The following is a 24,239-nucleotide window of genomic DNA, read 5'->3' as shown; positions in this document are numbered from 1 at the left end:
GATTCCCTGTTCGACAGAGCGACCAGCCTTTCGAGAACCGTGCCGTCCCGATACCACCCGCGCGCGATTCGAGGCGACACGAAGGAGAGCCCTGGCGCGGACGAATCCACACCGGGGCTCGAAGGCTGCCTTTTCAACCTCCGCTCACCCTAGCCCGGCCGCAGCGTGCGGCCTATGCCGGACATACCGGAGCGTCCCGCTACACGGTGAACCGGTCGGGGTCCGCGGCCTTCCAGTCGACGGCCCACTCCTCGGGCGGCTCGGCGAGCAGTTGCCCCGGCTCCAGCCAGTCGTACAGCTCGGCGTAGGAGCGCACCACGTGCGGGTCGAGGCGGCGGCGCAGCTGGTGCGGCGCGAGGTCGGCCGGTTCGGACACGCCCATCGCGGCCATGATCTGCAGGGCACCGGCGACGGTCGAGTGCTGGTAGCGCTGAACCCGCTGCGACTTGTCCCCGACGTCGAGCGCGCGCCCGCGCCGCGGGTCCTGTGTGGCGACGCCGACCGGGCACTTGTTGGTGTGGCAGCGCTGCGACTGGATGCACCCGACGGCGAACATCATCGCCCGCGCGGCGTTGGTGTAGTCGGCGCCTTGGACCAGGCGCTTCACCAGATCGGCGCCCGTGGCGACCTTTCCGCTGGCGCCCAAGCGGATGCGGTCGCGCAGGCCGGTGCCGACGAGTGCGTTGTGGACGGTGATGAGCCCTTCGGTGAGCGGCGTGCCGAGGTGGTCGGCGAACTCCAGCGGCGCGGCGCCGGTGCCACCCTCGGAACCGTCGACGACGATGAAGTCGGGCGTGACCTCTTCGTCCGCCATCGCCTTGCACAGCGCCAGCATCTGCCGCCGCGAGCCGACGCACAGCTTGAAGCCGGTGGGCTTGCCGTCCGCGAGCTCGCGCATGCGCGCGACGAAGTGCACCAGCTCGCGCGGGGTGGAGAAAACGCGGTGGTACGGCGGGGAAATCACGGTCTGCCCGATCGGGACGTCGCGCACCCGGGCGATCTCGGCATTGACCTTCGACCCCGGCAGCACCCCGCCGATCCCGGGCTTCGCACCCTGGGAAAGCTTGAGCGACACGCACTTCACCGCGTCGTGCTGCGCCTTGTCGGAGAACTCGGCGGGGTCGAAGTCGCCGTCGGAGGTGCGGCAGCCGAAGTAGCCGGTGCCGACCTCCCAGATCAGGTCTCCCCCGCCGCGCAGGTGGTACTCGGACAGCCCGCCCTCGCCCGTGTCGTGCGCGAACCCGCCGAGCGCGGCGCCCTTGTTGAGCGCGAGGATCGCGTTGGCCGACAGGCTGCCGAAGCTCATCGCGGAGACGTTCAGCAACGCCATGTCGTAGGGCTTCGTGCAGTCCGGCCCGCCGATCCGCACGCGCGGCGGCGTCTCCGCCTGCTTGACCGGCGCCATGGAGGGCACGAGGAACTCGTAGCCGTCGGCGTACACGTCGCGCTCGGTGCCGAACGGCTCCTCCGCGTCGGTGCCCTTCGCGCGCTGGTAGACGATGCTGCGCACGTTGCGGTCGTACGGGCGCCCGTCGAAGTTGCGCTCGATGAAGTACTGCTGCAACTCCGGGCGGATGGCCTCCAGCAGGAACCGCGCGTGGCCGAGCACGGGGTAGTTGCGCAGCACGGAATGCTTCGTCTGCAGCAGGTCGTACACGCCGACCAGCGCCGGCACCAGCAGCGGCCCGGCGAGGAACCACCACCACGCGTTGCCGGCCGCCAGCACCACCGCACCCGCCGCGACCACCACGAGCAGCGCCACCGCGCCGAACCTCACCGCACTCAATCCACGCACGGGGAGAACGTAGCCGCAGCACCGCCTTTGCGCAGGTCCGGGCGGCCTTTCGAGCCGCCGGGCCAGATCGTTTCGTCCCGTTCGTGCCCGATCGACTACCGGAACCGGACACAGCCGACGTGGTGTGACCCACGCCGGCCGTGCTTCCGGGTCAGTAGGCCAGGTTCGGCCGCAGCCAGCGTTCCACCTCGTCCAGGTCCAGGCCACGCCGGCGGGCGTAGTCCTCGACCTGGTCGCGGCCGAGGCGCCCGACGGTGAAGTAACGGGACTCGGGGTGCGCGAAGATCAGGCCGCTGACGGCGGCGGCCGGGGTCATCGCGTACGACTCGGTGAGGTCGATACCGAGCTCGCGGGCGCCGAGCAGGTCGAAGAGCTCCTTCTTCTCGCTGTGGTCAGGGCTCGCGGGGTAACCCAGCGCCGGGCGGATACCGCGGAAGCGTTCGGCGTGCAGGTCCTCCAGCTTGGGCTGCGCGTCGGGCTCGAACCAGCGGCGGCGCGCCTCCAGGTGGATGAACTCGGCGAAGGCCTCGGCCAGGCGGTCGGCCAGGGCCTTGACCATGATGGCGCGGTAGTCGTCGTGCTCGGCTTCGTAGTGGTGCGCCAGATCCTCGGCGCCGTGGATGGCCACGGCGAAGCCGCCGAGGTGGTCGCCGGACGGCGCGATGTAGTCGGACAGGCAGCGGTTGGCGCGGCCTTCGGGCTTCTTCGTCTGCTGGCGCAGCATGGGGAAACCGCGGCCGGCGTACTCGCCGTCGAGCAGGATGTCGTCGCCCTCGGAGTGCGCCGGCCAGTAGCCGTACGAGCCGCGGGCGGTGAACGAGCCGTTGGCGATGATCTCGTCGAGCAGCGTGTTGGCGTCGTCGAAGAGCTCGCGCGCGACGGGCTGCTCCAGGATCGCCGGGTATTTGCCCTTGAGCTCCCAGGCCAGGAACAGGAACTGCCAGTCGACCATCTCGCGCAGCTCGGCGATCGTCGGCTCGACCACGCGCACGCCCGTGAACTCCGGCACGGGCACGTCGTCGAACGACACCTGCTCGCGGTTGGCGCGGGCCCGCTCGACGGTGAGCAACGGCGTCGCGTGGCGGTTCTCGTGCTGCTCGCGCAGCCGCTGCTGCTCCGCGCGGTTGGCGACGTCGAGCACGTCGGAACGCTCCGTGTCGAGCAGGTCGGACACCACGCCGACCACGCGCGACGCGTCGAGCACGTGCAGGGTGGAGTGGTCGTAGACCGGCGCGATCTTCACGGCCGTGTGCTGCTTCGACGTGGTGGCGCCGCCGATGAGCAGCGGCAGCTTCAGCCCGCGCCGCTGCATTTCCGTGGCCACGCTGACCATCTCGTCGAGCGACGGCGTGATCAGCCCGGACAGCCCGATCACGTCGGCGCTCTCGGCCACCGCCGTGTCGAGGATCCGCGCGGCGGGGACCATCACGCCGAGGTCGATCACCTCGTAGTTGTTGCAGCCCAGCACCACGCCGACGATGTTCTTGCCGATGTCGTGCACGTCGCCCTTCACCGTGGCGAGCACGACCTTCCCCTGGCCGCGGGAGGTCTCGATGCGGCCTTCGAGGCGCATCTTCTCCTTCTCCGCCTCCATGTACGGCTCCAGGTAGGCCACCGACCGCTTCATCACGCGGGCGCTCTTCACGACCTGCGGCAGGAACATCTTGCCGGAGCCGAACAGGTCGCCGACGATCTTCATGCCGTCCATCAGCGGGCCCTCGATCACCTCGAGCGGCCGGTCGAACTGCTGACGCGCCTCTTCGGTGTCGGCCTCGATGAAGTCGACGATGCCGTGCACCAGCGCGTGCGACAGCCGTGCGCCGACCGGGCCCTCACGCCAAGACAGGTCGACAGTTCGCTTGGTACCGCTGCCCTTCACCGTCTCGGCGAACTCGACGAGCCGGTCGGTCGCGTCCTCACGGCGGTCGAAGAGCACGTCCTCGACGAGCTCCAGCAGGTCCTTCGGGATGTCCTCGTAGACGGCGAGCTGGCCCGCGTTGACGATGCCCATATCGAGCCCCGCGCGCACGGCGTGGAACAGGAACGCCGAGTGCATCGCCTCGCGCACGACGTCGTTGCCGCGGAAGGAGAACGACAGGTTCGAGATGCCGCCGGACGTGTGCGCGCCGGGGCAGCGCTCCTTGATCCGAGGCAGGGCCTCGATGAAGGCCTTGGCGTAGCCGTTGTGCTCGCTGATGCCGGTGGCGACGGCCAGCACGTTCGGGTCGAAGATGATGTCCTCGCCCGCGAAGCCGGCCTGCTGCGTGAGCAGATCGTAGGCGCGGGCGCAGATGTCCACCTTGCGCTGCGCGGTGTCGGCCTGGCCCTTCTCGTCGAAGGCCATCACGACGACACCGGCGCCGTAGTCGCGGATGCGGCGGGCCTGCTCCAGGAACGGGCCCTCACCCTCCTTGAGGCTGATGGAGTTGACCACGCCCTTGCCCTGCACGCACCGCAGGCCGGCTTCGAGCACGCTCCAGCGCGAGCTGTCGATCATCACCGGGATGCGCGCGACCTCGGGCTCGGTGGCGATCAGGTTGAGGAACGTGGTCATCGCCTGCACGGAGTCGAGCAGGTCCGCGTCCATGTTCACGTCGAGCAGGTTGGCACCGCCGCGCACCTGCTCCAGCGCGACGTCCACGGCCGCCTGGTGGTTGTCACCCTCGATGAGGCGGCGGAACTTCGCGGACCCCGTGACGTTGGTGCGCTCACCGATCATCACGAACCCGGTGTCCTCGCCGATCGTGAACGGCTCCAGCCCGCTGAAGCGCGAGCGGTGCGCCGGCTCGGGCACCTCGCGCGGTGCCAGGCCCTGCACGGCTTCGGCGATCTTCGCGATGTGCGCGGGCGTGGTGCCGCAGCAGCCGCCGACGATGTTGACCATGCCCTCGCCCGCAAACTCGCCGAGCATGCCGCCGGTCTCGGCGGGGGTCTGGTCGTAGCCGCCGAACGCGTTGGGCAGGCCGGCGTTGGGGTGGCACGCGGTGTAGGTGCCCGCGATCTTCGCCAGCTCCTCCACGTGCGGGCGCATCTCCGCGGCACCCAGCGAGCAGTTCACGCCGACGACCAGCGGTTCCGCGTGGGCGACGGAGCTCCAGAACGCCTCCACCGTCTGCCCGGACAGCGTGCGGCCCGACAGGTCCACGATCGTCACGGAGATCCACAGCGGCAGGTGCGGTGCGACCTCGCGCGCGGCCGTGATGGCGGCCTTGGCGTTGAGGGTGTCGAAGATCGTCTCGATGAGCAGCAGGTCGACACCGCCGTCGGCGAGCGCCTGGATCTGCTCGGCGTAGGACGCCTTGACCTCGTCGAAGGTCACCGCACGGAACGCCGGGTCCTCGACGCGCGGCGAGAGGGAGAGCGTGACGTTGAGCGGGCCGATGGAGCCGGCCACGAAGCGGCCGCCGAACTCGTCGGCCGCCTGGCGCGCCAGCGCGGCCCCGCGCAGGTTCATCTCGCGCACGTGGTCCTGCAGGCCGTAGTCGGCCTGGCCGATGCTGGTGGCGGTGAAGGTGTTGGTGGTCGTGATGTCCGCGCCCGCGGCCAGGTACTGGCGGTGGACGTCGAGGATCACGTCGGGCCGGGTGAGGTTCAGCAGGTCCGGGTCGCCGGTGACGTCCTTGGGGTGTCCCTCGAGCCACTCGTCGCGGTAGTCCTCGGGGGTCAGACCGGCGCCCTGCAGCATCGTGCCCCACGCGCCGTCGAGCACGGCGATGCGCTGGTCGAGCAGGTCCCGCACGTTTTTGGTCCTGCACTGCTGAATCCTGCGCTGCTGGGTCATGCCACCTCCGTCGTAGTCACGGAGGCGCCCTTCGGTTCACAGTGGAGCCGGCCGAGCGTGGCGGACTCACGTGGTCCGTTGCAGCGCCTCTCGACCTTGGTAGTCGAGACTACCGGATCCCCCTGTTACAGGCAGCCACTGTTCACACTCCGGGACGGTCAGTCACCGAGCGGCGCACCCCGCCACTTCCACTCCGTCCGCCGTGACCTGCCCGGCAACGCGATCCGGCCCGCGCACCAGCGGAGGCCGTCCCACGGATCGGACGCCGGGGCCTCGCCGGGGAACAGCCGCGCGACGACGTTCGCGCAGACCTCGCGGGGCGGGTCGAGCTCGGTGCCGAGTCCGGTGGCCAGGTCTTCGCCGTGCAGCAGGAGTTCGGCGCAGCCCATGGCTGCGAAGCCGGCCAGATCGGCGCGGCCGGTGGGGTGGTAGGCCCGGGTGTCTTCCGCGCTCGTGCTGACGGCCGCTTGAAGAAGTCGGGCGCCGGTGAGGGCGAGCTCCAGGAGTTCGTCTGGTGTGGCGCCTTCGTCGGCCTTGGCGAGGAAGCGCACGTAGTGGTCCTGCGGCCGGCTGACCACCTGGGCGGCGTAGGACATCAGGACGTCCCCGACGTGCTCCGCGGTCTGGCGGCAGTCCCACTCGAGCTCACCGGCTTTGCGGGTCCAGTCTTGGGCGAGAGTGGGCCGGAGCGTGGTGTCGACGCAGGTGAGCGCGCGTTCGAGAGCCGCGGCGGTGACGGTCATGGGGTCATGGTGCCTCAGCCGGGGTCGAGGTCCTTGCGCAACCGGGTGAGCGCCCGGTGCTGCTGCACGCGGACAGCGCCCGCGCTGAGGCCCAGCGCCTCGGCGGTCTCCTCGGCGGTCAGGCCGATGATCACGCGCAGGACGAGGATCTCACGCTGCCGGTCGGGCAGGATGCGCATGAGGTCGGTCATGCGCTCGTCCAGCGCCTGCCGACTGACGACCGCGCCGGCCGCCCTGCGCGCGTCGGTCACCTTGTGCTGTGCGATGCCGTACACGAGCGGGAGAAACGACGAATGGCCGCGGTCGTAGTCGGGCAGTTGCCTGAGCACCGCGAGGCAAACCTCTTGTGCGATGTCGTCCGCGCTCGCGAACCCGCCTTTCTGCCGCCCGGTCCGCGCCCGGAAATACCGCACGACAAGAGGCCGCACCGCTACGAGAACCTGGATCATCGCTTCGCGATCGCCCTGCGCGGCTTGGGCGACGATCTCATCGAAGCCGTCGCGCAGGATGCGCGCCGAGGTCGAGTCGACGCCCAGCTCCTGGCTCATCACCCGGCTCTTGACCTGCGCCAGCATCTTGTCGAGCTCCAACTCCTCCCGCAGAGCGCCGGTGAAGGCGCTGTCCGCGGCGGCCAGCCAGTCGGGCACGTACTTCCGGTCGGTCATCGCGCTTCCCTCCTCCCCACGTAAAGACGTTCGAGCTGCCGGCGCGCGTGGCGCAGGTTGGATCGCACGGTGCTCGGCCGCATCGTCAGCGCCGCTGCGATCTCCTCGACCGAGTAGCCGTCGATGTACCAGGCCATGACCTCGCGCTGCCGCGGCGGCAACTGCTCCAGCACCTGCACGATCAAGGTTCGTTCTTCGTACTCGACCAGGCCGGGGTCGGAGACCGCCGGGTGTTTCTCCGGTTCGAAGTCCTCGTGGCCTTTCCGCTGCCGGTGGTTGTTGTTCGCGGCCCGGACGGCTGTCGTACGCACCCAGGCTTTCGGGTGCGTGATGCCGTCCCACGAAGACAACGCCTTCGTCATCGCCTCCTGGGCGGCGTCCTCGGCGGTGGTGCGGTCGTGGCCCTGCTTGCGCAGGAAGCCGACGAGGAGCGGGAAGTCAGCGCGGAAGAAGTCGTCGAAATCGGCACGATCGCTCACCCGGCATCGCTCTCCCTCCCCTGGCGCAAGCCGTTCGACAGTAGGAGCGCGACAAGGGGCCGAACGTGCAACGACACCGGAAAACACCCGCGCGTCGCAGAGCAGATCGTCAGTGAGTCACGGGGTGTTCCGGTGCCAGAACGTGCAGTGGTGGTCGGCGGCGAAGCCGGGGTCCGGGTGAAGGCCGTCGGCCGCGAGGGAGACGACCGAGCCGGCCGGCCAGGACGACAGCGGGCTGCCGTGGACGAAGGCCGCCCAGGCGTCGACCATCTGGTCGGACAGGGACTTCTGCGCGGGGGTGAGGGCGGTCGGGTGGCCGTCGAGGTCGAACAAGTACGGGAGTTCGGACGTGTGCGCCGCGCCGAGCGGGAAGGGGGCCGGGACGCCGGTGGCGGCCGGGGAGGTGGCGTCGGTGAAGTCGTAGCGCCAGACCGACGGCAGGGAGCGTGACAGCTGGTCGGCCACGCAGGAGAAGGACGAGTCCGTGACGGCCGCCGCGTAGGCGCGGGAAGCGTTGCCGCCGAAGGAGGACGGTGGGTATTCGGCCGCGACGGCCGTCGCGTCGGGGAAGTAGCGCGCGAGGGCGGCGGGGTAGCCGGCCGGGGTGATGGGCGGGGCGCCGGCCGCGAGCTGCTGGGCGAGGAAGTAGGTGAACTCGTCGTGGGTCGTGCCCATGAGCACCGGCACGGGGGCGGCGGAGCCGTGCCGGACGGCCGTGACCGGGTCGGCCGGGAGGACCGTGCCACCGGTGACCGGGCCGGGGATCTCGATGCCGGCCAGCGAGTAGTAGACGGGGGCGGTGGCCAGCTTCGCCACCGGCAGCGCGCGCAGGCAGGCAGCGGCCGTCGCGCGGTCCGGGCAGCCGTGGGCCGCCGAATAGTCCACACTGGACTTTCCGGCCGCCGCGAGGGTGGCCTGCGCCTGGCACGGGGCGCTTTGGACGATCGCCGCGCGGAAGAGACCGCGGGATCCGGGGGCGACGAGGTGGTCGCACACCGACATGCCGCCCGCGGACTCGCCGGCGATGGTCACGGCGTCGGGGTCACCGCCGAAGGCCGCGATGTTGTCGTGGACCCAGCGCAGGGCCTGTTGCTGGTCGAGGAAACCGTAGTTTCCGGGCTGCGCGCCCAGGGCCGGGTCGGCGAGGAAACCCAGCGCTCCCAAGCGGTAGTTGATCGTGACGACGACCGCGCCGCCGCGCACGACCAGCCGGGTGGCGTCGTAGCCGTCACCGCCGCCGTCGAGGAAGGCGCCGCCGTGGATCCACACGAGCACGGGGCGTTTCGCCGTGGAAACGGGTGGCGTCCAGACGTTGAGGTACAGGCAGTCCTCGCTCGTGCCGGTCGCGGTGCCCTGCGGGCAGCGCGGGCCGGGGGCCGTGGCGTCGCGCTCGGCGGTCCAGGACGCGGGCGGGGCCGGGGGCTGCCAGCGGCGCACGCCGACCGGCGGCGCCGCGTACGGAATCCCTTGGAACACGCGGTGATCCGGGGTCACCGTGCCGCGGACCGGGCCCGACGCCGTGCGCACGACCTCGCCCAGCCGCCCGATCGCCGCGTCCGAAGCCGCGCACGCCGACGCGGCCACCGCGAGCACGAGGAGCACCACCGCGAACCCACGCCGCCGCACCACTGCCTCCGCCACCGCGCGGACGATACCGGGCACCAAGATTTTTTCACGGTCCGGGATCCCCTCGCCGGAGCCGCGAAACGTGTCGGCGCTGGTCCCGACGTCGGCCACCCGGCCAAAGTAGCTCACCACTAAGCAACTTCGACAGATCGCTGACGTACCTCACGGCTAAGCCACCCATTAGGCTGACGTCATGGCCGACCACGTGGACTCCGTGCTCGCGCAGTGGGCTGCGCAGCGCCCGGACCTCGACGTGTCCCCGATGGCCGTGATCGGCCGGCTGAAACGGGTGTCCCGCCTGATCGACACCGAGCTGGCCCGCACGTTCGCCAAGCACGGCCTCGACGCGGCGTCGTTCGACGTGCTCGCCACGCTGCGCCGCAGCGACCCGCCCCACCGCCTGACACCGACCGAGCTCATGCGCACGGCCATGGTCACCTCCGGCGCCGTGACGCAACGGCTCGACCGGCTCGAAGACCGCGGCCTGATCGCCCGCAGCCGCAGCGAAACCGACGGCCGCGGCATCGTCGTCGCCCTCACCGTCGAAGGGCAGGCGCTGATCGACCGCGCCCTGCCCGACCACCTCGACACGGAGCACCGGGTGCTCGACGCCCTCGACCCGCCCGCGCAGGCCGCCCTCGCCGACGCCCTGCGCGTGCTCCTGGAATCCTTCGGCGACCGCACCGGCTGACTCTGGAGGCACCGCGTGAGCACCGACGACCTGGACCCGTTCCTCGGCGAGTGGACGGTCAGCATCCGGTTCCCCCACGCGCCCGCCGACCAGCCGCCGCCCGTCGCCCGGTCGGTCTTCGAGCGGATCCTCGACGGCCGCTACCTCACGCAGCGCACCGAAGTCCCCGTGCCCGAGGCCCCGGACAGCTACTCCGTCGTCGCCGCCCACGAGGACGGCACGTTCACCCAGCACTACTACGACGCCCGCGGCGTCAGCCGCCTCTACGCGATGACCTTCCGCGACGGCGTGTGGACGCTGCTGCGCGAAGCCGCCGACTTCTCGCCCCTGAACTTCCGCCAGCGCTTCACCGGCACCTTCAGCGCGGACGGCAACCGCATCGACGGCGCGTGGGAGATGGCGATGCCGGGCAAGGACTGGAAGCACGACTTCGAAATGCACTACACGCGGATCACCTGAGCCCCGGCCCGCTCACTCCAGGCCCGCTCACTCCAGGCCGTAGCGCCGCAGCTTGCGGTACAGCGTCGCGCGGCCGATCCCGAGCAGGGCGGCCGCCCGCACGCGATTGCCGTTCGCGGTGCGCAACGCGCCGGAGATGGCCAGGCGTTCGGCCTTCTCCAGCTCGGTCAGGCGCGGTTGCGCCGGTGAGGAGCGCAGGCGTCGCGGCAGATGGCGTGCGCTGACGGTCGGCCCGGCGGCCTCCGCTTCCGCCGCCGCGACCACGGCCTTCAGCTCGACGAGGTTGCCGGGCCAGTCGTGCCGCTGCAGCGTCGACCGCGCGTCCTGGGTGAAGTGCGTGCCACGGCCGAACCGCTGCGCGAGCTCCGGGATGTCTGCCGTTCGCTCGCGCAGGCTGGGCACCAGGATCTCGACCGGCGACCATTCGGTGCGCAGCACGTCCGCGCAGTCCGGCCCGGTGCCGGTCGTGAGCGTCGCGATCACCCGGGCGGGATGCCCGGCGGTCAGGAGGGCGGCGAGCCGCGCGGCCCGGCTCCCCGGGAGGCGCTCGACGTGGCGCAGCAGCACTGCCGGCGCCGCCAGCGCCTCCGCGACTTCCGCCAGCCAGCCCTCGTCGTCGGCGGCCTCGAGGACGACGGGATCACCGAGCGCCGCCCTGGCGACGCCGGTCTTGCCCACACCCGGCTCGCCCAGCAGCAGCACCGGCCGGCTGCCCGCCCGCGCCACCGACCGCTCGAGCGAACGCCAGGCCGGCGAGGTACCCGCCAGCCCGGCGTCGGCGAAGAGGGAAAGCCGGGCGCGCCGGCGTCCCGGACGCGGCCGCGGTGGCTCGACGAGCACGAGCAAGCCCCGGCTGTCGCCCGGCAGTGCGGGCCGGAGCCGGACCTTCACGCCGTCGTCGAGGATCAGTTCGGTCGTGGTCAGCCCGCCGTCGCGCGCCGCCTCGATCGCACAGGACTCCAGCGTTTCGATGTCGCGGGCTCGCAGCAGCCCGGCGGCGGCGTCGCTGACGAGCCTGGTGCGGCCGTCCAGCACAGCGATCGGGTACCGGCCGGGGCCGGCCCGCAGGTAGGCCTCGAGCAGACGGTGTTCGTGCGCCGAGGCGGCGTGCAGCAGCTCCCGCTCGATCGCGCCGGTCGCCGTGGTCGCGAGCGCGTGCAGCACCCGCAACGGCACGTCGAGCTCGCACACCACCGCGACCGCGCCGCTGACCTTCCGCGTGACCGGGTCGGTCACCGGGGCGCCGACGCACACCGTGCTCTGGTACAGCTCGAAAATGTGCTCCGGTCCCCCGACCACGACCGGCCCGCCCGTGTCCAGCACGTGGCTGATCCCGTTGGTCCCCGTGGAGCGCTCCGACAGGTCCGCACCCAGCCGGGTGTCGATCCGGGCGAGGTGGGCGCCCACCGCCTCCTCGTCGGCCCAGCAGCCGACGACCCGCGCGTGGCCGTCGCTGAGCACCACCGCGGCGCCGAGCCCGACGAGGTCACCGGCCAATTTGGACAGGACCGGGGTCGCGGCGCGGACCAACGGGGTCTCCAGCGGCACCGGCACCTGCGGCACGTGGTCACGTGTGACGTCGAGCTCGGCGAAACTCGAGCGGCGCCAGGCGGCGGACAACCAGGCCGGCAGGTCCTCCGGCAGCAGCCGCTCGGTCAGGAAGACTTCCCTGGCGTGGCGCAGGCGGGCCAGCCCGTCGCGCGTGTCGATCTCGTAGCCCATCCGTTGTCACTCCATTGTGTTCACGGACCGAACCTCCGGCGCACCCATCATGGGCCATCGACCGGGCGCCGCGGCTGTCTCATTGTGAGACAACCGCGCCACGCGGGGAAACCGCAAGGTGTGTGCATGACGAAGGATTCAGTCGCCCCGCGAGAGAGCGCCCGGCCCGCGACACTCACGTCCGCGGACGTCGAAGCCGACGTGGTCGTGGTCGGTGGCGGAGGCGCCGGCCTGCCCACCGCGCTGTTCAGCCGGTGGCTGGGCAACGAGGTGGTCCTGCTGGAGAAGGCACCGGAACTCGGCGGCACAGTCAAGAAGGCCGCGTTCTGGTACTGGGTGCCGAACAACAAGCCCATGCGCGCGCTCGGCATCGAGGACCGATTCGAGGACTTCCTCCGCTACGTCGCGCGCCTGTCCCAGCCGACCCGGTTCGACCCGGCGAGCCCGACGGCCGGCCTCACCGACTGGGAAGCCTCGATGGCCCGCGCGTTCTACGACAGCGCCGGCCCCGCCGCCGAGCTGCTGGCCGAGCACGGCGCGCTCACCTACCGGCATTGCCCGGACGTGCCGGACTACTGGTCGGAACTGCCGGAGGACAAGGCTCCGAAGGGACGCGTGCTGGTGCCGGAAGGCGCCCGGGAATCGATGTCCGACGGCGGCGAAGTGGCAGTCCGGCAGATGTCCGCGGCCGCCGAGCGCGACGGTGTGGACTTGCGCACGGGGCACCGGGTCCAACGGCTCGTCGTGGACGGTGTCCGCGTTGCCGGTGTCGAGGCCACGACCGCCGCCGGGCAAACGGTGCGGGTGCTGGCGCGCAAGGGCGTCGTGTTCGCCACCGGCGGCTTCTCCCACGACGACGAGCTGCGCCGCGACTACCTCGGCGTCCCCGCCTACCCGGGCTGCGCGGCGGTGACCAACGAGGGCGACTTCGTCCGCATCTCCTCCGCGATGGGCACGCAGTTCGCCACCATGAACCACGCCTGGATGTGCCCGGTGCCGCTGGAGAAGACCGGGCGGCCCGACCTGGTCGGCATGTTCTCGGTGGCCGGCGACTCGATGATCCTCGTGAACCGGCGGGGCGAGCGCGTGGCCAACGAGAAGCTGCCCTACAACGAGGCCGCACGGACGTTCTTCCGATGGGACCCGGCCGCGGGCGAGTACCCGAACCTGGTGCTCGTCCAGGTGTGGGACCAGCGCAGCCAGGACCATTCCGCCGGCGACGAATACGGCCGCCTGATCGTCCCGCCGGGCAGCGACGACTCCCACGTGGTCAAGGCGCGGACGCTCGACGAGCTCACGGTGAAGATCCGCGAGCGCCTCGCGGCCCACGCCGCCGAGACCGGTGGTTTCACCCTCGCCGACGACTTCGCCGAAAACCTGCCTCGGACGATCGACCGGTTCAACCGCTTCGCCGCGAACGGCAAGGACGAGGACTTCGCCCGCGGCGAGACCGCGATCCAGCTGGTGTTCAACGGTCCGGTCAAGGAGGAGCCCGGCCGCGAGAACCCGACGATGTGGCCGATCAGCGACACCGGTCCGTACTACGCCGCGCTCGTCACCGGCGGCGTCCTCGACACCAAGGGCGGCCCGCGGACCGACCCGGACGGACGGGTGCTGGACGACCTCGGTGCCCCCATCCCGGGACTCTTCGGGGTCGGCAACTGCGTGGCCTCGGCTTCGGGCCGCGCTTACTGGGCGGGTGGCGCTACGCTCGGCCCGATCATCGCGTTCGCGTACCGGGCCTCAGGCGCCGTGGACCGCGCCCGGCGGCCCGCCTGAGGGCAGGAGCCGAAATGGCGTTGAGCACGCAGATCATGACCGACGAGCAGCGCAAGTCCGTGGCGATGGAATACCTCAAAGCCTTCGACCGCGGCGGCGTCACGTCGAGCGGTGGCGGCACTCTCGACCTGTTCGCAGTCGACGCGCAGGTCTACTTCCCGAAGTGGGGCATCGCGGACGGCCGCGACGAGATCGGCCGGATGTTCTCCGACGTCGGCGGCACCCTGAAGGCCATCAAGCACCACTACTCCGAGCTGACCTGGATCTTCTCCGGCAGCGACCTCGTCGTCGTCGAAGGCACCAGCCACGGCGAGCACCGCGACGGCCCGTGGCGCGCCGGCTTGCCCGACTGGGCGGCCGGCCGATGGTGCGACGTGTTCGAGATCCGGGACTGGAACATCCACCGCTGCTTCATCTACCTCGATCCGGATTACGCCGGGCAGGACACGGATCGCTACCCGTGGCTCGCTGAAGAGAAGTAGCGCGGCCGGCGGGCGCCCGAGGACGTGGCGCCCGCCGGCGCGCGGTCAGCCCATGCTCTTCGCGCCGTCGAGCGACTCGCGGATGATGTCGGCGTGGCCGGAGTGCTGCGCGGTCTCGGCGATGATGTGCACGAACACGCGCCGCGCCGACCAGCTCGCGTTCTCCTCGAACCACGGCGCCTTCGGCAACGGCTGGGTCGCGCCCAGGTCGGGCAGCGTGGCGACGAGCTCGTCGGTCTTGGCGGCCACGTCGGCGTAGACGGCCAGCACGCCTTCCAGCGTCTCGCCGGGCAGCAGGGCGAAGTCGTTGGCGCGCTCGGCGAAGTCGGCTTCGGTCATCTCCGCGAAGTCCGGCATGGCCGCCGGGCCCTGCACGATGAACTCCGCCCAGCCGCGTTCCACCGACGTCACGTGCTTGATGAGGCCGCCAAGGCACAGCTCGCTGGCCGTGGTCCGCAGACGGGCCTGGTCATCGGTGAGGTCACGCGTCGTGAACCGCAGGAAGTGGCGGTGCTTTCCCAGCATCGCCAGCAGGTCGGCGCGCTCGCCCGTCGTCACGTCGGTCGTCAGGGTCTCGTTCACGGCTTCGTCCTCTCGTCGGTGTCTGCGTACAAACCTAAGGTAAAACCCATTCCGGCTACTTTCTGACCTCAATAGGAGAGAATCTGGATTCATGGCCAACACGAGCTCGCGAACCCTGCGGTTGCTGTCGCTACTGCAGACGCACCGGTACTGGCCCGGCCAGGAGCTGGCCGGGCGCCTGGAGGTGTCGATCCGGACGCTGCGCCGCGACGTCGACCGGCTGCGTGAGCTGGGTTATCCCGTCGAGGCGCAGCGCGGCGTCGACGGCGGTTACCAGCTCGCGCCGGGCGCGACGCTGCCGCCGCTGGTGGTCGACGACGAGGAGGCCGTGGCGCTGGCGGTGGGCCTGCAGGCCGCCGCGCAGGGTTCGGTCGAGGGCATCGCGGAGTCGTCGCTGCGCGTACTGGCGAAGGTGGTGCAGGTGATGCCGGCCCGGCTGCGGCGGCGCGTCGACGCGTTGCGCGCGATGACCGTGCCGCTCGGCTGGAACGGCGCGCCCGGCCCCAGCGTCGACCCCGGCGTGCTCACGGCCATCGCGCTCGCCTGCCGCGACAGCGAACGGCTGCGGTTCTCCTACACCGCCGCCGGCGGCCTGCAGACCGAGCGGCACGTCGAGCCGCTTCGCCTCGTACCGGTGGGCCGCCGCTGGTACCTCGTCGCGTACGACCTCGCCCGGCACGACTGGCGCAGCTTCCGCGTCGACCGCCTCAGCGACCCGCACGGCACCGGCGCCCCGTTCCGCCCGCGCGAGCTGCCCGCGGCCGACGCCGCCGAGTTCGTCCGCGCCGGGCTCGACAACGTCGCGCGGCCCTACCGGGTGGAAGTCGTCGTCGAGGCGCCGGCCGCCACCGTGCGCGAGCGCATCGGCCAATGGACCACGGTCGAGGAGCTCGATGCCGGCCGCTGCCGGGTACTGATGACCGCCGACTCGCTGGACTGGCCCACCCTCGCGCTCGGCGTCGTCGGCGCTGAGTTCTGCGTGGTGACACCACCGGAACTGCTGGACCGCGTGCACGAATGGGCAGCGCGCTTCAGCCGGGCGTAGGTATCGTGAGTTCCTCGGGAGGCTGCCATGGCCACAGTCAGCGTGCGCTACCTCGTGGACGACGTCGACGCCGCGATCGGGTTCTACCGCGACCACCTCGGATTCAGCGAGGTGATGCACCCCGCCCCGGCCTTCGCGATGCTCGCCCGCGGTGACCTGCGGCTGCTGCTCAGCGCGCCGGGCGGCGGGCCCGGTGGTGGACAGGCCCTGCCGGACGGCCGGGTGCCCGAGCCGGGCGGCTGGAACCGATTCGCGCTGGAGGTCGAGGACCTCGACGCCGAGGTCGGTCGGCTGCGCGCGGCCGGGGTGGCGTTCCGCGGCCCGGTCGTCGACGGGGTCGGCGGACGGCAGGTGCTGATCGAAGATCCGTCCGCCAACCCGGTCGAGCTGTTCCAGCCCACCCGCGCCGAAGCTCGCCTCGACGCGGGCTGAACGAAGTCAGCACACCTTCGCGGGCTCCGCCGGCGTCGGGGCCCAGCCCCAGCTGTGCGGCGCCTCGCCCGGCTCCACGATCGTGCCGGCGCGCACGGTGAGCACCGGCACGAACGCGCGGTCCAGGCGCAGCGAGGCGCCCACCGCGTCGGACACCGACCAGTCGCCGGAGACGACGTCGAGCACCGACAGGTCGGCCGGGCGCCCGACCTCCAGCCGGCCCGCGCGGTCGGCGATGCCGGCGGCCGCGGCCGGGCCCGCGGTGGCCATGGTGAGCACCTCGGGCACGCTGAAGCCCAGCGCGAGGTAGCGGCTGAGCACCTCGGTGAGGCTGAAGACGATCTCGCCGTGGCCGGTGAGCGTCATGTCCGTGCTCACCGCGTGCAGCGGAATCCCCTGGTCCAGCACCCGGCGGGCGACGTCGAACGACAGGTTCTTGCAGCCGTGCGCCGAGTCGAACAGCACGCCCCGTTCGGCCGCGGCCAGTGCTTCGGGCAGCACCACGCCGTCGGCGTCCAGCACGCCACCGGGGTTGGCGGTGTAGACGTGCGTGACGATGTCGCCGGCGTCGAGCAGGTCGAGCGTCTCCGGGCCGACGCGCGGGCCGGCCAGGCCGCCGATGTCGCCGACGTGCACCATCAGCGGCACCCCCGCCTCCCGCGCCACCGCGCGAGCGGTCCGGAGCATCTCCAGACCCGGGCCCTGCAACGCGGGCGACACCATGCGCACCTTGATCCCCCGCACCAGGCCGGGGTTCTCGGCCAGCACGCGGCGCACGCCGTCGGGGTCGAGGTCGTCGGCGGTGGTCACGTCGGGTTTCACCGCGAGCCCGCGCCGTCCGATGTGGACGAACGGCACGACCTGCGTGCGGCACGACGGCAGCAGCGCCTTGAACTCCGCGAAGTTCTCCGCGCCGGAGCTGCCCGCGTCGACCACCGTCGTGACGCCCGAGAGCACGCCGGCGACGTCCGCGTCCAGGCTGAGCGCGGAGCCGGGCGCGAACACGTGCGTGTGCAGGTCCACGAGCCCCGCCGTGACAAGGCTTCCGGTCACGTCAACCACGCGCGCGGCACCGGCACGATCGAGGTCGGGCCCGATCGCCGTGATGACCGAACCGGTGACGGCCACGTCGAGCCGCCCGGAAAGCCCGGCACCGGCGTCGACGACCTCACCACCGATCAGCAGCAGATCCGTCACTGTCCCGCCTCGCTCACGACCAGCAGCCCGTCGAGCGCCACCGCGCGGCCGACGGTCACCGAGACCGGGTTCAGCTCCAGCACGAAGCCCGGCCACGGCAGGCTTTCGACGAACCGGGAAAACCGCACGAGGAACGCCACCGCCTGCGCGCCGGCCTCCTCCAGGGAAAGTCCCTTCGACTTCCCCGTGGTCCGCAGCCGCCGCAGCAATGCCAGAGCCGCGGCTTCGTCCAACGGCGCCAGCGCGAAGCTGACGTCGTCGATCAGCTCCGTCGCCACTCCCCCGGCGCCGCACGACACGACCGGACCGAACACCGGATCGCGGAATCCCGACACGAGCAGCTCCGTGCCGCCGACGGCGGACTGCTGCACGAGCACACCCAGCAGATCCGCGCCCAGGGCTTCGGTGCGCGCCGCGAGTTCGCGGTACGTCTGTTCCGCGGTGGCCCGGTCGCCGACGCTCAGGCGCACTAGCCCGACCGCCGCGCGGTGCGTGATCTGCGGCGAGAGCGCTTTCAGCACCACCGGGAAGCCGAGTTTCTCCGCCAGCGCACCGGCTTCCTCGGCCGAGTGGGCGGTTTCGCCGCGCAGCACGTCGAAGCCCGCTTCCGCCAGCAGCCGGTGCACCTCGTGCTCCGCCACCACGTCACCACTGGACACCGCGGGCAGCGTGGCCTCGACGACCGGGGTCACCAACTCCGGCGCCGCCGCCAGGATCGCCCGCGAAACCTCGTCGTCCGTCCTGATCGGACCCGTGAGCAAGCCCAGCGTCTCGACCGCCACGCGCTGATCGTCGAACACGTGCAGACCCGCGTCCGTGTACAGCTTCACGGCCTCGGCCGTCGCCCCGCGCGAGTAGACGGCGACCGCCAGCTCACCCTTGCGGTGCAGGTCGATGACCGGCCCGGCGATGTCCTCGGGGTACACGATCTCGCCCACGCTGAACTGCGTCAGCAGCACATCGGCTTCACCCGACTTCGCCACCGCGTCCAAAGTGGACGACAGCTGCGAGCGCCACTTCTCCTGCACGTAGGCCTCGGGGGTGAGGTCGACCGGGTTCTTCGTCGACGCGATCTCCGGCATCGTCGGGGCCAGCGCCGCGCGCGTTTCCGGCGACAGCGCAGGCACTTCCAGCCCGGCCAGCGCGCACTGGTCGGACGCCAGCACCCCGGCACCCCCGCCGTGGCCCATGATCACGACCCGGCGGCCCCGCAGCGGCGGCAGCCCGGCTCGGCCGTGGAGGTACCCGGCGGTTTCGAGCAGCTGCTCCACGGAATGCACCTGCACGGCACCTTCCGCTTCCAGCAACGCGTCCCACACCCGCGTCTCGCCGGCCAACGCGCCGGTGTGCGCGGCGATGGCCGCCGCGCTCGCGGCCGAGTGACCGACCTTCAGCACCAGCACCGGCTTGCCGAGCTCGCGTGCCCGGCGCAGCATCTTCGCGAACCGGGCGCCGTCGCGCACGCCTTCCAGGTACGCCAGCACGATCTCGGTGCCCGGGTCCTCGACCACGGTCTCGAGCAGGTCGACGACACCGAGGTCGACCTCGTTGCCCGTGCTGATCATGTACCGGAAGCCGATGCCGGACTCCTGCGACCACGCGTGCGCGTTGGCCGCGAGCCCGCCGCTCTGGCTGACCATGGCGATGCCGCTGGTCAGCAGCTCGTCGGTGCCGCGCAGCCAGGTCGCGAACGTGCCCGTGAACCCGATCGCCGTGTTCACCACGCCGAGGCAGTTGGGCCCGATCAGCCGCACGCCCGTCGAGCGCACGACCTCGGCCAGCTCGGCCTGCAGCCGCTCGCCCTCGGGGCCGTTCTCGCTGAACCCGCCGGCCCACGCGATCGCGCCGGGGATGCCGGCCTCGTGCAGCTCGCGCGCGACGCCGGACACGTTGGCCGCGCCGAGGCCGATGATCGCCACGTCGACGTCGGACGGCAGCTCGGCGATGGAGCGGACGGCCGGGTAGCCGGCGACGGTCTCCGCGGTGGGGTGCACCGGGTACACGTCGCCGGCGAAGCCGAACTTCCGCATGAGGGCCGCCGCCGTGCCGCCGCGGTTGCCCTGCCGGTCACTGGCCCCGATCACCGCGACCGAACGCGGCGCCAGGATGCGTTGCAGTGGCGTCACTTGCCCTGCCACACGGGTGAGCGGCGCTCGACGAACGCGCGGCTGCCTTCCTTCGAATCGTCGGTGGCGGCGACGTCGCGGTCGAGCTGGCGGGTGTACTCGTCCAGGGCCGGGTTGAGCGACGAGATGCGGTACACGCGCGTCGCGGCCTGCACGGCGCTGGGCGAACCCGCGACGACCATGGCCGCGAGCTCCTCGGCCTTCGCCAGGATCTCGCTCTGCGGCGCGACCTTGTTGACGATGCCCTGGCTGTAGCAGTCCTGCGCGGTCAGCCGGCCGTTGCACAGCGTCAGGAACGCCGCCGTGGCGCGGGGCAGCGCGAGGAACTTCGCCTGCGGCGAGCCGAGGCGCCCGACGTTGGTGTGCTGGTCGCCGAGCCACGCGTCGTCGGCCATCACGCGCAGCTGGCACTGCATCACGAGCGTCAGGCCGACGCCGACGGCGAACCCGTTGATCGCGGCGATGAGCGGCTTGTCGAGGTTCGCGTCGTACGGCATGCCGCCGCCACCCCAGTAGTACGCGGGGTTCGACGGGTCCTCGTGCGGCGTCTGCTGGCCCTTCGCCTGGTACTCGGCGAGGAACTTGATGTCGCGCCCGGCGCAGAACGCCTTGCCCTCACCGGTCAGGATGCCGACCCGCACCTCGGGGTCGCGCTGCATGTCGAGCCACACCCGACGCAGCTCGCGGTAGGTGAAGGTGTGCAGGGCGTTGCGCACCTCGGGCCGGTTGATCGTGATGTACGCGACGTGGCCCTTCTTCTCGTACTTCACGAACTCCAGGTCGTTCGGCATGGTCGACGGGTCGTAGGTGCCGGGCATCGGCGCGGATCTCCTCTGGTCGCAGGGAAAGCAGGGTTACAGCTGACGCAGGAACGCACGGGCTCGGTCCGTGCGCGGGTTGTCGAAGAACTCGGCGGGCGGCCCGGCCTCGACGACCTTGCCGTCGGCCAGGAACACCACCTGATCGCCCACTTCACGGGCGAAGCGCATTTCGTGCGTGACCACGACCATCGTCATGCCGTCGGCGGCGAGCTCGCGCATCACGCGCAGCACCTCGCCGACGAGCTCGGGGTCGAGCGCCGAGGTCGGCTCGTCGAACAGCATCACGTCGGGCCGCTGCATGAGCGCCCGCGCGATCGCCACGCGCTGCTGCTGCCCACCGGACAGCTGCACCGGGTGGGCGTGGGCGCGGTGCTTGAGGCCGACGCGCTCGAGGATCGCCAGCCCGCGTTCCTCGGCCTCCTCGCGTTCGAGCTCGCCGTGCAGCAGCGGCGCGAGCGTGAGGTTGCCGAGCGCGGTGAGGTGCGGGAACAGCTCGAAGTGCTGGAACACCACGCCGAAGCGGCGCCGCTGTTCGAGCAGCTTCTTGCGCGGCATGTCGTGCAGCTTGCCGCCGCGCACCACACGCCCGATGATCTCGCCGTCGAGCAGCACGTGGCCTTCGTCAGGGGTGAGCAACCCGTTGATGCACCGCAGGAGCGTGCTCTTGCCGGAGCCGGACGGGCCGATCAGGCAGGCGACCTGGCCCTCGCCGAGCGTCACGTCGACGCCGTCGAGGATCTTCGCTTCGCCGTAGCTCTTGCCGACGCCGACGATCTCCAGCAGGTCCGCGCGGGTCTGCTTCACGGGCACCTCGCCTGTCGTGTTCTCATGCGCTGCGAGCACCGGCGTCTCCTTCCGTGGCGATGACCGCGTCGGGCGTGCGGACGCGGCGCCGGTAGGCGCTGGCGCGGCGTTCGAGGTAGCGCTGGCCGACACTGGCGAGGCTCGTCAGCACGAGGTACCAGATCGAGGCGACGAACAGCATTTCCATCGTGGCCAGGTTCTGCGACGCGATCTGCTCGGCGACGCCCAGCACCTCCGTGCCGGCGATGGCGTAGACCAGCGACGTCGACTTCAGCAGCATCACGAACGTGCTCCCGGCGGGCGGGATCATCACCGGGATCGCCTGCGGCAGCACAACTTTGCGTTCGATCTGCCACGTGCTCAGTCCCATCGCCGCGGCCGCTTCACGCTGCGACTCGGACACCGACTGGGTGCCGGCCCGCACGATCTCGGCCAGGTACGCGCCCTGTTCGAGCGAGAGCGCGACCCCGCCGGCGACCATCGGCACGAGCACCGAGTTCGTCGAGACGGACCAGAGGCTGAGATCGGTGAACGGGAGCCCGATCCCGAGCCGCGGCAGGAAGAGCGCGAAGTTGCCGAAGATCAGGATGAACACGATCAGCGGCACGCTGCGGAAGAACCACACGTACAGCCAGCTCGCCGTGCGCGCCACCGGGTTGCGACTGACCCGCATGTACCCGACGACGATGCCGATGATCGAAGCCACCACGAACGACACGAGGGCGAGCGCGATCGCGCCGAGCACGCCTTCGAGGATCCGCCAGTCGAACAGGTAGCGGCCGATCACCGAGAGGTGGATGTTGTCGTTGTGCAGCAGCGTGTTCAGGATGATCAGCAGCACGACCGCGAGCGCCAGCCAGGAGATGATCCGGCCGACGGGCGAGCGTACGGCGTGCTGCTGCGGGATCGGGTCGGCGCGGGTGAACCGTGGCCCGGGGTGGGTTTCGGTGGTCATTTGGTGGCCTGGTTCAAGGTCGCCGTGGGCACCAGCTGGTTCTGCGGCAGACCGAAGCCGGTGAGGATCTTGGCGTAACTGCCGTCCTTGATCATCGCGTTGACGGCGGCCTGGAACGCGGCGGCGAGCTTCGGCTGGTTCTGGGCGATGGTGAAGCCCTCGTCGCCCTCGTCGATCTGCTCGGCGATCGCGTCGTTCGCCTTGGTGGCCACGAGCTTGCCCTGCGACTGCTGCGCGGTGTAGACGACGGTCGGCGTGGGGATCATGCCGCCGTCGACCCGCCCGGACTGCACGGCGAGCACGATGTCCGCCGTCGCCGAGAGGCCGACCATCTGCGGGGCCGGTTTGCCGCCCTGCGTGCAGTGCTTGACGATGTCGTTGAAGATCGCGACGGTCGCGGCCGCGGCCTTGCCGAGACCGATCTTCTTGCCGCACACCGCGTCGAGCGTCTCGAACTGCGAAGCCTTGTCGGCCGTCGCCAAGATGCCCTGGAGGTTCTTGAACGCGCCGACGACGTTGGCCTTGGCGATGATGTCGGCGTTGGCCGCGCTGGCCGAGCCGCTGACCACGATCTTGCCCGCCTGCATGGCGGGCAGCTGGTCGGGGTAGAGCACCTGCTGCCAGGCGACCTTCAGGCCCATCATCCCGGCGGCGTGCTCCACGAGCTTCACCACCGCGCCGGTGGGCGTTTTGGTGCCGGTTTCGTACATGGCCATGGGGGCGGCCTGGAAGTTCGCGCCGCCGTTGATCGTGCCGGCCGCCGCGATGTCGGCGGGGACGAGCGCCTTGATCGCGGGGTCGACCGCCGCGGGGGCGACGGCCGCCGCGGCCGGCTGGCTCGCGGCGGCGGACCCGGCCGGAGCACCGACCGGGGTGTCCGTGTTCGAGCAGCCGCTCAGTGCGGTCGCCACGGCGACGCCTGCGGCCAGCGAAAGCACCAGCTTCTTCATGGGGACTCCTCAGTCCAACTGCACTGTTGAGCTGCCTGTCGAGCAGCGCTCACAGTGCCCCACTGGTCCGGTCGAGTCAAGTACTTGACTGACCAAACTTGTATGACAAGTATTTCTGCAGAGCCGGACTTGCCGTACCTCGTCCGGGTGGATCAGTGCGCGCTCGCCTACACTGGGAGCGCTGTCGTTTCCCGGCCCGACCTGGCCGGGACGTGGGGCTGCGGCGCCGGTGCAGGGGGCGGCGGGCACACGAGGGATCAACCACAGGAGGTGCCAGCGGTGTCGTCGGTACTCGGATCGCCGTCATTGACCGAGTCGCTCAGCGACGCACTTCGCCAGCAGATCATCCGCGGCGAGGTCGCTCCCGGTCTCCGGCTCACGGAGGCGTGGGTGGCGAGCCGGTTCGACGTCGCGCGCCCCACGGCCAAGGCCGGCCTCGACCGGCTGGTCGCCGAAGGTCTGCTCCGCCGCGGCCCCCGGCGTAGCTCGATCGTGCCGCAGCTGTCCACTGAGGACATCCGCGACATCTACTTCAGCCGCGAACCCGTGGAAACCCTCGCGGTGCGCACGCTCGCGGAGGCCAAGAACGTGCCCGCCGACGCCCAGCAGGCGCTCAACATGATGCGCCTGGCCGCCGAGCAGTCGCTGCACTCCGACCACACCGAGGCCGACGTCGCGTTCCACCGCGCTCTCGTCGCGGCCGCCGGCAGTCCCCGCCTGCAGCGCATGCACGGCACCGTGATGGGCGAGGCGCAGCTCTGCATCGCCCAGGTTCGCCGCACCGCCTCCACCGACCTGGTCGAGCTCACGGCTCGCCACGCGGCCATCATCGAGGCCATCCGCGAGGGCGACGGGTCCATCGCGGAAGAAGCGATGCGCGCCGACCTGCACGGCTGCCGCGACATGCTGCTCGCCGACGCGGCGAAACGCGCGGGGGTCGCCGTCTGACGGCGTCTCTTCGCCGGCGGTGCGGATCGCTGCCGGGTTGGTCTCGACCGCCGCTGCCAGCGGAGTAGCCGGCGGGTATTGGCACGTCATCACTGAACCCGGTTCTCCGGCGGGCGACCGGGCTTGAAGCGCGCCCACTCGCCGCGAGTGGCACGAG

General features: G+C 71.2%; 21 protein-coding genes. 7 read left to right on the top strand and 14 right to left on the bottom strand.

Annotation, left to right across the window (positions count from 1 at the left end; all coding sequences use genetic code 11):
- Positions 1–199 precede the first annotated feature (199 nt).
- The 6 genes from K1T34_RS34735 to K1T34_RS34710 all read right to left on the bottom strand — a co-directional run bounded on the left by K1T34_RS34735 (position 200) and on the right by K1T34_RS34710 (position 9,104).
- Positions 200–1,795: an FMN-binding glutamate synthase family protein gene (locus tag K1T34_RS34735; protein ID WP_220238950.1), complete on the bottom strand. Its 1,596-nt coding sequence runs from the start codon at positions 1,793–1,795 to the stop codon at positions 200–202.
- A 151-nt stretch (positions 1,796–1,946) separates the two neighbouring features.
- Positions 1,947–5,576 (bottom strand): methionine synthase, encoded by a 3,630-nt coding sequence (metH, locus tag K1T34_RS34730; protein WP_220238949.1) that lies wholly within the window; start codon positions 5,574–5,576, stop codon positions 1,947–1,949.
- Positions 5,577–5,734: 158 nt separating this feature from the next.
- On the bottom strand, positions 5,735–6,319 hold the full coding sequence (locus tag K1T34_RS34725; protein ID WP_220238948.1) for a DinB family protein: 585 nt from the start codon (positions 6,317–6,319) through the stop codon (positions 5,735–5,737).
- A gap of 14 nt (positions 6,320–6,333) precedes the next feature.
- On the bottom strand, positions 6,334–6,867 hold the full coding sequence (locus K1T34_RS34720; RefSeq protein ID WP_220247561.1) for a sigma-70 family RNA polymerase sigma factor: 534 nt from the start codon (positions 6,865–6,867) through the stop codon (positions 6,334–6,336).
- 113 nt (positions 6,868–6,980) lie between these two features.
- Positions 6,981–7,463, bottom strand: coding sequence for an RNA polymerase sigma factor (locus tag K1T34_RS34715; protein ID WP_220238947.1), 483 nt, complete (start codon positions 7,461–7,463; stop codon positions 6,981–6,983).
- A gap of 117 nt (positions 7,464–7,580) precedes the next feature.
- Positions 7,581–9,104: a carboxylesterase/lipase family protein gene (locus K1T34_RS34710; RefSeq protein ID WP_255637764.1), complete on the bottom strand. Its 1,524-nt coding sequence runs from the start codon at positions 9,102–9,104 to the stop codon at positions 7,581–7,583.
- A gap of 178 nt (positions 9,105–9,282) precedes the next feature.
- Here K1T34_RS34710 and K1T34_RS34705 point away from each other — a divergent pair, with 178 nt between their 5' ends.
- Positions 9,283–9,780, top strand: coding sequence for a MarR family winged helix-turn-helix transcriptional regulator (locus K1T34_RS34705; protein WP_220238946.1), 498 nt, complete (start codon positions 9,283–9,285; stop codon positions 9,778–9,780).
- Between the two features lie 15 nt (positions 9,781–9,795).
- A complete protein-coding gene (locus K1T34_RS34700) occupies positions 9,796–10,239 on the top strand; it encodes a hypothetical protein (protein WP_220238945.1) in 444 nt (147 codons plus the stop codon).
- 27 nt (positions 10,240–10,266) lie between these two features.
- Here the strand turns inward: K1T34_RS34700 and K1T34_RS34695 are convergent, their stop codons facing one another.
- Positions 10,267–11,961 carry a helix-turn-helix domain-containing protein gene (locus K1T34_RS34695; protein ID WP_220238944.1) on the bottom strand — a complete coding sequence of 565 codons (1,695 nt, stop codon included), beginning with the start codon at positions 11,959–11,961 and terminating at the stop codon, positions 10,267–10,269.
- A gap of 126 nt (positions 11,962–12,087) precedes the next feature.
- Here K1T34_RS34695 and K1T34_RS34690 point away from each other — a divergent pair, with 126 nt between their 5' ends.
- Together K1T34_RS34690 and K1T34_RS34685 are read left to right on the top strand one after the other, a co-directional pair.
- Complete coding sequence (locus K1T34_RS34690) at positions 12,088–13,740, top strand: FAD-dependent oxidoreductase (RefSeq protein WP_220238943.1); 1,653 nt, start codon at positions 12,088–12,090, stop codon at positions 13,738–13,740.
- A 14-nt stretch (positions 13,741–13,754) separates the two neighbouring features.
- Positions 13,755–14,222 carry a nuclear transport factor 2 family protein gene (locus tag K1T34_RS34685; protein ID WP_220238942.1) on the top strand — a complete coding sequence of 156 codons (468 nt, stop codon included), beginning with the start codon at positions 13,755–13,757 and terminating at the stop codon, positions 14,220–14,222.
- 45 nt (positions 14,223–14,267) lie between these two features.
- Here K1T34_RS34685 and K1T34_RS34680 read toward each other — a convergent pair whose 3' ends face one another.
- Positions 14,268–14,747, bottom strand: a complete 480-nt coding sequence (locus K1T34_RS34680; RefSeq protein ID WP_255638813.1) for a DinB family protein — start codon at positions 14,745–14,747, stop codon at positions 14,268–14,270.
- A 148-nt stretch (positions 14,748–14,895) separates the two neighbouring features.
- On the opposite strand from K1T34_RS34680, the gene K1T34_RS34675 reads away from it, so the two are divergent.
- Complete coding sequence (locus tag K1T34_RS34675; RefSeq protein WP_220238940.1) at positions 14,896–15,849, top strand: YafY family protein; 954 nt, start codon at positions 14,896–14,898, stop codon at positions 15,847–15,849.
- Positions 15,850–15,876: 27 nt separating this feature from the next.
- Positions 15,877–16,281 carry a VOC family protein gene (locus K1T34_RS34670; RefSeq protein ID WP_220238939.1) on the top strand — a complete coding sequence of 135 codons (405 nt, stop codon included), beginning with the start codon at positions 15,877–15,879 and terminating at the stop codon, positions 16,279–16,281.
- A 6-nt stretch (positions 16,282–16,287) separates the two neighbouring features.
- Here the strand turns inward: K1T34_RS34670 and K1T34_RS34665 are convergent, their stop codons facing one another.
- From K1T34_RS34665 to K1T34_RS34640, 6 genes are read right to left on the bottom strand one after another with little or no spacing between them, the layout of a single operon-like run.
- Entirely contained in the window at positions 16,288–17,478 is a 1,191-nt protein-coding gene (locus K1T34_RS34665; RefSeq protein WP_220238938.1) for an amidohydrolase family protein, read from the bottom strand.
- Positions 17,475–19,604, bottom strand: a complete 2,130-nt coding sequence (locus K1T34_RS34660) for an acetate--CoA ligase family protein (RefSeq protein WP_220238937.1) — start codon at positions 19,602–19,604, stop codon at positions 17,475–17,477. Before K1T34_RS34660 ends, K1T34_RS34665 begins: the two co-directional genes overlap by 4 nt.
- Complete coding sequence (locus K1T34_RS34655; protein WP_220238936.1) at positions 19,601–20,422, bottom strand: enoyl-CoA hydratase/isomerase family protein; 822 nt, start codon at positions 20,420–20,422, stop codon at positions 19,601–19,603. The genes K1T34_RS34660 and K1T34_RS34655 overlap by 4 nt, the downstream gene beginning before the upstream one ends.
- A 36-nt stretch (positions 20,423–20,458) precedes the next feature.
- Entirely contained in the window at positions 20,459–21,268 is an 810-nt protein-coding gene (locus tag K1T34_RS34650; protein WP_304504292.1) for an amino acid ABC transporter ATP-binding protein, read from the bottom strand.
- Positions 21,252–22,184 carry an amino acid ABC transporter permease gene (locus K1T34_RS34645; RefSeq protein ID WP_220238935.1) on the bottom strand — a complete coding sequence of 311 codons (933 nt, stop codon included), beginning with the start codon at positions 22,182–22,184 and terminating at the stop codon, positions 21,252–21,254. Before K1T34_RS34645 ends, K1T34_RS34650 begins: the two co-directional genes overlap by 17 nt.
- Positions 22,181–23,134 carry a transporter substrate-binding domain-containing protein gene (locus K1T34_RS34640; protein WP_220238934.1) on the bottom strand — a complete coding sequence of 318 codons (954 nt, stop codon included), beginning with the start codon at positions 23,132–23,134 and terminating at the stop codon, positions 22,181–22,183. The genes K1T34_RS34645 and K1T34_RS34640 overlap by 4 nt, the downstream gene beginning before the upstream one ends.
- 279 nt (positions 23,135–23,413) lie before the next feature.
- On the opposite strand from K1T34_RS34640, the gene K1T34_RS34635 reads away from it, so the two are divergent.
- Positions 23,414–24,082 carry a GntR family transcriptional regulator gene (locus K1T34_RS34635; RefSeq protein WP_220238933.1) on the top strand — a complete coding sequence of 223 codons (669 nt, stop codon included), beginning with the start codon at positions 23,414–23,416 and terminating at the stop codon, positions 24,080–24,082.
- Positions 24,083–24,239 lie beyond the last annotated feature (157 nt).

Source organism: Amycolatopsis sp. DSM 110486 (genome assembly GCF_019468465.1).
GTDB lineage: Bacteria > Actinomycetota > Actinomycetes > Mycobacteriales > Pseudonocardiaceae > Amycolatopsis.
This window is presented reverse-complemented; position numbering and strand designations above follow the sequence as displayed.

Excerpts from the sequence above, each read along its gene's own strand:
- K1T34_RS34725 (WP_220238948.1), bottom strand. The coding sequence starts at position 6,319 with ATGACCGTCACCGCCGCGGCTCTCGAACGCGCGCTCACCTGCGTCGAC.
- metH (WP_220238949.1), bottom strand. The coding sequence starts at position 5,576 with ATGACCCAGCAGCGCAGGATTCAGCAGTGCAGGACCAAAAACGTGCGG.
- K1T34_RS34645 (WP_220238935.1), bottom strand. The coding sequence starts at position 22,184 with ATGACCACCGAAACCCACCCCGGGCCACGGTTCACCCGCGCCGACCCG.
- K1T34_RS34690 (WP_220238943.1), top strand. The coding sequence starts at position 12,088 with ATGACGAAGGATTCAGTCGCCCCGCGAGAGAGCGCCCGGCCCGCGACA.
- K1T34_RS34705 (WP_220238946.1), top strand. The coding sequence starts at position 9,283 with ATGGCCGACCACGTGGACTCCGTGCTCGCGCAGTGGGCTGCGCAGCGC.
- K1T34_RS34695 (WP_220238944.1), bottom strand. The coding sequence starts at position 11,961 with ATGGGCTACGAGATCGACACGCGCGACGGGCTGGCCCGCCTGCGCCAC.
- K1T34_RS34685 (WP_220238942.1), top strand. The coding sequence starts at position 13,755 with ATGGCGTTGAGCACGCAGATCATGACCGACGAGCAGCGCAAGTCCGTG.
- K1T34_RS34680 (WP_255638813.1), bottom strand. The coding sequence starts at position 14,747 with ATGCTGGGAAAGCACCGCCACTTCCTGCGGTTCACGACGCGTGACCTC.
- K1T34_RS34675 (WP_220238940.1), top strand. The coding sequence starts at position 14,896 with ATGGCCAACACGAGCTCGCGAACCCTGCGGTTGCTGTCGCTACTGCAG.
- K1T34_RS34670 (WP_220238939.1), top strand. The coding sequence starts at position 15,877 with ATGGCCACAGTCAGCGTGCGCTACCTCGTGGACGACGTCGACGCCGCG.
- K1T34_RS34655 (WP_220238936.1), bottom strand. The coding sequence starts at position 20,422 with ATGCCCGGCACCTACGACCCGTCGACCATGCCGAACGACCTGGAGTTC.
- K1T34_RS34640 (WP_220238934.1), bottom strand. The coding sequence starts at position 23,134 with ATGAAGAAGCTGGTGCTTTCGCTGGCCGCAGGCGTCGCCGTGGCGACC.
- K1T34_RS34720 (WP_220247561.1), bottom strand. The coding sequence starts at position 6,867 with ATGAGCCAGGAGCTGGGCGTCGACTCGACCTCGGCGCGCATCCTGCGC.